This window comes from Cohnella sp. 56 (genome assembly GCF_037963805.1).
GTDB lineage: Bacteria > Bacillota > Bacilli > Paenibacillales > Paenibacillaceae > Cohnella.
Genome location: NZ_JAZDQE010000005.1, coordinates 483,778 through 491,864, shown reverse-complemented (window position 1 = coordinate 491,864; position 8,087 = coordinate 483,778). Strand labels below are relative to the sequence as shown.

The following is an 8,087-nucleotide window of genomic DNA, read 5'->3' as shown; positions in this document are numbered from 1 at the left end:
GGCGGCGATATTTTCGCAACCATCCGTAGTTTCATTTCTACTCTTCTCAAGCAGAACCTTCCGCTTCACGCCTCTCTCGCAGCTGCCATGCGCGGCCATTTCTCTTTTTGAACACCTAAGTAGTAACCAGCATCTAACATTAATTATTGCAGTAAGAACGGAGCAAGTCATGGCAAATATCGAGCACTTGCAAACTGTACATGTCCCGGCGTCGAAAGTGTACGAAACTTTAACAACCGCTGAAGGACTGGCGGAAATATGGACCAATGAACTCATCGTTAATAATGAGCTTGGTTTTATTAATGAATTTGGCCGCGGTGACACGACCAAAATGAGAATAGAGGAACTGATCCCGAATCCAAAAGTCTGAACTGGAAGGAAGTAACGCCATTTTATCGTTCCTGCAGCTACAATTGGGCGATTTTCCTATATAGTCTCAAATGCTACTGCGAAGACGGCGCCGGCATGCCCTATCATAAACGTAAGTTTTAATAGAGCACGGCGCAGCGATTAAGTGTTGAATCAATCCGGCAGTCGATACTCCTCGGCCCTGACCGGCGCCCAGCGAATCTGTCCGGCGGGAGTCGAGTTGAGTACAAAATCCCTCCGCGCCCGAAGCCAGGACGCGACAGATGTACGCTGTACTAAACGTGTCTCGGAGCGGCTTTTACAAATGGCTCAGTGAGAAGCGCAATTGTCGCGTCAGGGCGGTACTCGTTACGGTCAGTTCAGCTTCAAGGCGATCGTCTTTATCTCGAACGGTCTAAAAAAAAGCGGCACGCTTCCGTCTTCAAACGATAATGAGGCGAGCTTATTTTCCATCAAATCCGATTCCGCGACAGCAACGCACGGCAGCCCGATCCGAAGACGGGTTTGCGCGGGGGACCCTGCGCTTTCATAGAGCCGCAACACGACCATTCGCCCGTCGTCCTCGGCTTTCTTCACCGTCTCGATTATGACTTGCGGGTGCTCCATACTCAACCACGAGATTCCTCCCACGCACGCCTCGTGTTCCCGATTCCATGCGGCCGACGGGCTGGCATCAGACCCGCTCTCGACGAGCGCCAGCGGCACATTGAACTCATAGCCTTTTCTTGCGACACCTGCAAAGACGTGATCGCCGCGATGCGGCAGCAGCGCATATCGGAACAGATGCTCCGCCCTGTCCGCATTCGGATCGGGATAAGACGGGCTTCGCAGCAGGTTCAGGTCCAGTGTCCCTCCGGATGCGCGGTGACCGTATTTGCTATCGTTCAACAACGCGACGCCATAGGTCGTTTCCGACAGATCGATATAGCGATGTGCGCAAATTTCGTCGCGCGCCAGTTCCTGCATCGTATTGCGCGTCGTAGGCCGTCTGAGGTAACCAAATTGTATTTCGCAGCTTGCCGTATCCGTAAGAACCGAGGTGTTGAAGGAGGTCCGGAGCATTTTGCCCGATTCCCGCCAATCCGCCAACGTCTCAAATTCGACCGTGTCTCCATTCGCCAATAGCGACACCGTCTGTTGAAGCGTCGATTCGCCGAAGCGGTACACGAGCTCCGCGACCGCCCGATGCGCCTCCACACGGTATGCTGCGCGTTCGAGCGACAGTCCGGCGACCGGCATGTCTCGGTAGTCGCGCGGGAAATCCCAGGCATCTCCGTCATCGAAATAGACGGCCAGCGCGTTGCCGCGGCCTCCCGCAGCCAAAACTTCACGACCTGCATCCTTGTCGTAGACTGACGACAAGCTGCCGTCCGCGGCGAACACGACGCGAAGCAGGCCGTTCTCCAAAACGCCGTCCGCAGCGATCAGCGTCTCCGCCGGCAGCTCAAGCGTCGCGGCGGACAACTTTTCTGCCCCCATGGCCGGTACTAAGACATGACGTCGCTGCCCCTGCCACTCGATCCAGCTCTTGCGCGGCCATGGCAGCGAGTTAAAGACGATCGGTTCTTCGCCCGTCCCCAGACGAGCGGCCGCGCGAGCGTACGCGGTGCGCTGCATCTCAAGCACCTCTTCGTAAAGCGCCGCGTATCGTTCCAGCGATTCGTCGTATACACGGCCAATCGAGGAGCCGGGCAGAATATCATGAAATTGGTAGAGCAGCACTTCCTTCCAGATCGTCTCAAGCCGTTCTGAAGGATAGCCCTCGTCGCCCAGCGCCAATCCGAGCGAAGCCGCGAACTCGGTCTCGCGCAGCGCCAGTTCCATCCGCCGGTTGTACCACTTGCTGCGCCCCTGCGACGTGAGCGTACCTTGATGCTTTTCCAGATACAGCTCTCCGCGGTACCGCTCAAATGATCCGGACTCCATCTCCAGCCGCTGGAAAAATGACAGCGAAGTCTCCTGCGCAACCGGCGGCAAACCTGACAGATTGCCGACTCGCGCCAGACGCTCCAGATGTTCCTCGCCGGGACCGCCGCCGCCGTCGCCGATACCGAATAGCATGAGCGCATGATCGGATACGCCCTTATCCAGATAATCGCGTTCGATCTTCGCGAGCGAACGTGGCGCCGCCGGACCGTTGTACGTATCCTCAGGCGGCAGGTGGGTTAAGACTCCCGTCCCGTCGATGCCTTCCCAGATGAAGCTGTGGTGCGGATGCTGATTGTATACGTTCCAAGACAGCTTCTGCGTCATCATGTAGCGGACGCCCCCGGCGAAGAGCAACTGCGGCAGGCTGCCTGCGTAGCCGAACACGTCGGGGAGCCAGAGCGTCTCTACGTCCACGCCGAACTCCGTGCGAAAAAAACGCTTGCCGTACAAAATCTGCCGCGCAAGCGCCTCGCCCCCGGACACGTTCGTGTCGGGCTCGACCCACATCGCACCCTGGATCTCCCAACGACCTTCGGCGACCCGCTCCTTGATCTGCGCGTATAGTGCCGGATAATATTCCTTCATCCATTGATAAAGCTGCGGCTGGCTCGCTCCGAACACATAATCCGGGTATTTCTCCATGTTGCGCAGCACGGTCGAGAACGTACGCGCACCCTTGCGGATCGTCTCGCGAATCGGCCACAACCAGGCAAGGTCGATATGGGCGTGCCCGATGGCGCTCACGCGCAGCTCGGCGTCGCCGCCGCGACGGGCGAGCTCGGGCTGAAGCAGCGCCGAGGCGCGCTCCAGCGTCCGCGGCGTCAGCTCCGCCAGCGCGAGCGACGCTTCGTACAGCTTGCGCAGCAGCCGCGCCCGGCGGGAGCTCTGCTCCGGGACCTGATCCGCGAGTTCAAACAGCACCTCGAAGTCATAGTACAGCCGGCGCGCAGCCTCGTCGCAGACTGCAATGTCCGCCTCCTTCAAAGTGCCGCTGCGATAATGGCCGAACAGGTCGTTGCAGCCGGCATCCGCCCATATCGAGATTCGTTCGCCACCTGCAGCCGAGACTGCCACATCCACGACCCTCTTTCCCGGTTTGCCGAGCGAGGCCTCAAATTCCGAGCTGATGTTGGTCAGTCCCTGCCGCGGATTGCCTGCTTCGTCGACCAGACACAGCTCGCCGTTCACGTCGATCAGCACTACCACCTTGGCCCCGACCGCCTCGGCAGGCACCACCCCTTCGAAGCGGAACCAGGCGCAGTCCCACAGCTCCCCCCACCGGTCGCCGGGCGAGAGCCGCATATACCTGCCGGATTGGCGTTCATCGTAGGGCACGGGCTCCTTGGTCGCCCAGGCTTCGACTGCCAGCACACCTACGACCCGGTAGACCGACGCTTCTAGCCGTTCCTTCGTTCGTTTGATTTTTTCCATCATGACCTTTTCCGTTTCGAAAGGCATTGTGAATCACTCCCGCTGCTGACAACCGATACCGCCAACCTGTCAACGATTATTTATGCTTTCCCCGCTTGTCATGAGGCCGTAATATTGAGGTTCCACCAGCTCGGGCCATTGCCGTTGCCCGTCGTTCGATCGCTAAATTTGACATAAATGATCTTGTTCGGATTGTTCGCAAGCTCCCCGGCGATGTTGCAGGTCTCTATATGTCTGGAGGAGACACCGTTGGCGTAGGCATAATTGCTCCAGGTCGTACCGTCCTTCGAAATATCCACACTGAATTCGCCCGCAATATCGAGCACCATCGAGCCTGCCGTCACATTGTCGTTCAGATCGAACTTGTAAATGACGGTGTCGTTGCCGTCGGCGAAGCGATGGTCGTTGTCGATATTGCCGGTGTTCTGAACGATATATTGATTGTCCGCATAGCTTGGCGTAACGAGGTTCACTCCCGCTCCCTCGGTCGAGACCGACAGGCGGTACAGACTCGGTCCATAACCGTTCTGGGGACTTCCGTCCTTGAACCGCACATAGATCGTTTTCGACGGATTGCCCGTCAGCCAGCCGCTGATGTTGCAGTTTTCCGTCGTCCTGTTCAACCCGCCGCTCGCATGCGCGGCATTGGTCCAGCTCGTGCCGTCCCGCGACAGATCGACCACATAATCGCCGCCGATATCGAGCGTCAGCGTCGCCTTGCTAACCTCCGAGTCCAGATTGAATTTATAAATCCAGTTGGCGTTGCCGTCCGCGTAGCGATGGCCGTTATCCATCGCAGAACCGTTGTTTTCATACAGGTACACGGTCTCGGCATCCGTGTTGTCGGCGTTGAAGGCAACCCCTTTGAGTCCCGCATTAAGCTTGGCGATCGTGGCGATCTCGTCGCTCGGCTTCAAGAACACGTACTTGCCGGGAAAATCGGCGTTCAGACGGTCGACCTCGGCCTTGACACGGTCGAAAAACAGCGCATTATCGCTCGCATCCTGCCCGTATCCGGCCAGTATCGGATAGATGTTATGGAAGACGGGACGAGTCGCGTTGCCGCTGACATTTTTTAATACGTTGTATATATCCCCGGCATTTTGGACCATATCGCCTTGCGTCACGGTGTATATGCCGTGATAGGCATCGATCGGCTGCGCATCGTCGCCCCTGAACAAGCCGGCCACACCCGTGCCGATCAGGCTGTCGGCCATTTGGCGGTGACTTGGGCTGTTGATTGAGCTGTGCCATATTTGCGAGGTACGGATGCCCGCGTCGGCCAACCACTGCTTGTTATAATTGAGCCAGGTCGCGTAGCCTGCAGTATAGTCTTCCGGGTAGATGAATTGATAGCCCGTAGGTCCGGCGACAAGCTCGACATTGCTCGTCTTGTTCGCATAAAAATAGTCGAGCATCGGCGAATTGAGCTCCTGTGCGGACGGTGCGATCGTGATGCCCACAGGCACCGCGCCCTTCGCGCTGCTCTGGAATTGCTTGTATAGCGATCCCTGATCGAATTGCAGGTTGTCTCCGTCGCTCGCCAGGATCGATACATACACCTTGCCCGGCCGCGCTTCTACGGCCGTACCGGCCGCCTGCGAATACGTATGATTAGGAAAGCTGGACCAGACGCTGCCGTTCGAATAATAGTCCGATACCACGTAGCCGATGCCGTACGGATTCACCGTCGCATTGAGCTCGTCGCCGTTCGGCGCGTAGCCGAACACGCCTGTACCCGGCGCGTATCCGCCCCGTTGCACAATCTTGACGATCTCGTCCCGCTCGCTCTGCACACGGGGATCCAGATAGAACACGAACGATTTGGACGCTACCGCATAATCGAAAATAAGCCAAGGGTTGCCGGTCCAGTTGTCTTTGGGATTCGGCTCGGTCGTTCGCAGACCGGCGGTGAACAACGCTTTTTTGTTCAAGGAAGGCATCAAGTTATCCAGCGCCCAGTCATAGGCTGCGGTCCGGCCGCTCCAGTTCGATCGGATATCCTCGACCGGCTTCGATCCGAATTCCGAGACGAGGCTATTTTTGATGCCGTCCGTGACAGGCAGCCCGGCCTCCAGGCTTCCTTTCATCAAGGCGATATTAAACGTCCAATCCTTCGCCCCGTCCCATTCGATCAGCTTGGACACCGAGGTTCGATAGTCGCGGTACAACGTCCGCAGACCCGGGTTGCTGCCGCCGAGGAGCGTTACGTTCACATAGCTTTTGCCCGAAGCGTTCAGCCAGTCCGTGTCGGTACTGCCTCTTGTCAGCACATATATTTTTGCTGTGCCCTGATTGACCAGACCTTGCAGCGCCAGCGCCGAGAGCTTCGCCTCGGGCGTATCGCCGCGCAGATCGTAGACGTACAGCGTGGCTGCCGACGTCATCTTCGGATACAAGCCGCCTGCGGCCGCAGCTTGGCGAACGGAAATGCCGGATATGGAAAGCGAAAATACCAATACAAGCAGCATGATTCGTACACCGTTTTTCATTTTTATTCTCCTCTCGAATAAAAACATGCAGTGCTTGCCGTTCCGTTCGCCAGGCGCGTTAACCCTTGATACCCGCGTTGGCGAAGCCCTGGACGATATATTTTTGCATAAACAAAAAGATGATCAGCGGAGGCAGCGTAGCTACCGTCGATGCCGCGAAAATAAGCGGATAGTTGCGATCCCCGAACTTGGAAAGCGCACTGACGAGCAGTCCGACATAGCCGGTAAGCGTCGTGTATTCCAGCTTGTTGACGTACATGAAGGGATTAAGCCAATCGTTCCAAGTACCGATTGCCGTATTAAGCGCGATCGTGGCGATAATCGGCAACTGGATCGGCAGAATGACCGTGAACAGCGTCCGGTAAAAGCCGCTGCCGTCAATCGATGCCGCCTCCTCGAAGTCTCTCGGCAAGGCGCTGATCGACTGGCGGAACAAATAAATCCAGACGATATTGGCCGGGCCGATGAGCACATACAGCACGAGCGGATTGTTAATAAGACCGTGTCCGCCGGTCCCGAGCCAGTCGTTGCCGCCGAGAAACGGAATCTTCGCCATCAAGATGTAAGTCGGAATGAGGGTCAGAACGCCGGGCACCATCTGAATGACAATAATGAAAAAGAAGAAAAAGGATCTGCCGGGGAAACGGAGCCGCTCGAGCACATAGCCGACGAGAAAAGCCATTCCCGTCACGGCCAGCGTATACCACGCCGTTCTGAAAAACGTATTGAAGAAGGGCCGAAGCATCGCCGGCTCGAACAGCCCGACGTACCAATCCGTCACAACCCGCTTCGGAATAGGCAGCATAGAGCCGATGTTGGTGAAATCGTCTTTGGGAAACAAGCCCGCAATAAAGGCAAACACGAAAGGATAAATCATAATCAGTGCGATCGCGATCAACAGCAGCAGCCACAACGTTTTTAAAAACAGGGTCATTTTCATGCGTTTTCCTGCCGCCTTACGAAAAATTGAATATATACGAACGTCAACAGCAGCGTAACCGCGCCCAGAACCATCGAAGACGCGCCGGACATGCCCATATTGAAGCTCTCGAGGCCGTCTCTGTATATCCGGTACATCAGCACGTCGGTATGTCCTACAGGCCCCCCGCGCGACAGGAACATGACAGAATCCCACATCTGCATGGAGCCGATCAGCCCGGTGATCACGATGTAGCTGGCAATCGGCCTAAGACCAGGCAGCGTCACATAGCGGATGAGTTGTAACCGGTTAGCCCCATCGATGCGAGCCGCTTCATAGAGCGTCGGGTCGATGGATTGCAAGCCGGCGAGCCAGACGATAGCGGTCGGACCGACGCTCCTCCACAAATTGTAGGCCGTAATCCAGAACACCATCCAGAACGTCGAATAGCTCCATACGACAGGTTCCATGCCGAGCGACTGAAGCGCGCGGTTGAGCGGTCCGGATTGAGGATTCAGCAAGGCGATGACGACAGCCGTCGTCGTCGCTACGGACGATATGCTCGGCACGAAAAAGGTAGAGCGAAACAAGCCGCGCAGCTTCATTGGAACATTCAGCATGAGCGCCAATACGAGTGCGATGACCGTATTCGCGACGAAGCCCAGTCCTCCGATCCAAATCTGGCGCCAGAGAGAGAGCAAATAATCGGGGCTTGAAAAGAAGGTAGAATAGTTGTGAAGACCGACCCATGTCGGATGGCTCGCCAAACCGTTCCATTCGGTGAAGGAAATAAATATACCGATACCGATCGGCACGATAATGAGCACCAGAAACCATAAGTAGATCGGACCGATAATCGAGTAAGCGAGCAGCGCTTCTTTTTTTCTGACCGCACTCGCTGCGGGTTTGACGCGCGCCATGTTTCTCTGCCTCCTTGATGCCTGATT

At 56.6% G+C, this 8,087-nt stretch carries 4 protein-coding genes and 1 pseudogene; 1 reads left to right on the top strand and 4 read right to left on the bottom strand.

Translation table 11 applies throughout. From position 1 onward, the window contains the following. Positions 1–370: pseudogene (locus VQ071_RS12675) on the top strand (hypothetical protein); the annotation flags it as partial. Positions 371–723: 353 nt separating this feature from the next. On the opposite strand, the gene VQ071_RS12670 reads toward VQ071_RS12675, so the two are convergent. The 4 genes from VQ071_RS12670 to VQ071_RS12655 all read right to left on the bottom strand — a co-directional run bounded on the left by VQ071_RS12670 (position 724) and on the right by VQ071_RS12655 (position 8,060). Next, complete coding sequence (locus tag VQ071_RS12670; RefSeq protein WP_340514355.1) at positions 724–3,756, bottom strand: alpha-mannosidase; 3,033 nt, start codon at positions 3,754–3,756, stop codon at positions 724–726. A gap of 71 nt (positions 3,757–3,827) precedes the next feature. Further along, entirely contained in the window at positions 3,828–6,221 is a 2,394-nt protein-coding gene (locus VQ071_RS12665) for a GxGYxYP domain-containing protein (protein WP_340514354.1), read from the bottom strand. A gap of 58 nt (positions 6,222–6,279) precedes the next feature. Next, a complete protein-coding gene (locus tag VQ071_RS12660) occupies positions 6,280–7,161 on the bottom strand; it encodes a carbohydrate ABC transporter permease (RefSeq protein WP_340514353.1) in 882 nt (293 codons plus the stop codon). Next, on the bottom strand, positions 7,158–8,060 hold the full coding sequence (locus tag VQ071_RS12655; RefSeq protein ID WP_340514352.1) for a carbohydrate ABC transporter permease: 903 nt from the start codon (positions 8,058–8,060) through the stop codon (positions 7,158–7,160). The genes VQ071_RS12660 and VQ071_RS12655 overlap by 4 nt, the downstream gene beginning before the upstream one ends. Between the last annotated feature and the right edge of the window lie 27 nt (positions 8,061–8,087).